1 pseudogene is annotated in these 457 nt (G+C 57.5%); it reads right to left on the reverse strand.

The features are described from left to right. Positions 1 to 449, reverse strand: a pseudogene (locus tag H7U32_RS10160) (hypothetical protein); the annotation flags it as partial. Positions 450 to 457: the final 8 nt, after the last annotated feature.

A 457-nucleotide genomic window follows, 5' to 3' on the forward strand; every position in this document is an offset into this window, starting at 1 on the left:
AACACATTGGGCAGCTCAGACTTCGGAAGCTTGGCCATCTTGCGGTTATTAACCTCGGCGCCACGGTCGCAACGGTTACCCGAGACGAACACGCGACCATCGGAGAAGGTGGCGATGGTGCGTTGGCAGTGATTTTGACACAACGCGCAGTCGTCGCGATGAGTCTCAACAGCGAAACCATCGAGTTCAGCGCGCTCCCGTAAACCTTCAGAGGTGGTGGGCTCTCCGGCATGAAACCGGGCGTGAGCGGTCAGGGCAGCTCCATAGGCTCCCATGAGGCCAGCCTCAGCGGGACGAACGACCTCGCGACCGGTGAGCTTTTCGAAGGCACGTAGGACGGCATTGTTGAGGAAGGTTCCACCTTGGACGACAACCTTGTTCCCTAGTTGTGCCGGATCAGTAAGCTTAATGACCTTGTACAAGGCATTGCGAACCACTGAGTAGGACAGTCAGGCAG

Origin of the sequence: Bifidobacterium pullorum subsp. saeculare (assembly GCF_016899725.1) — a bacterium.
Classification (GTDB): domain Bacteria; phylum Actinomycetota; class Actinomycetes; order Actinomycetales; family Bifidobacteriaceae; genus Bifidobacterium; species Bifidobacterium pullorum_C.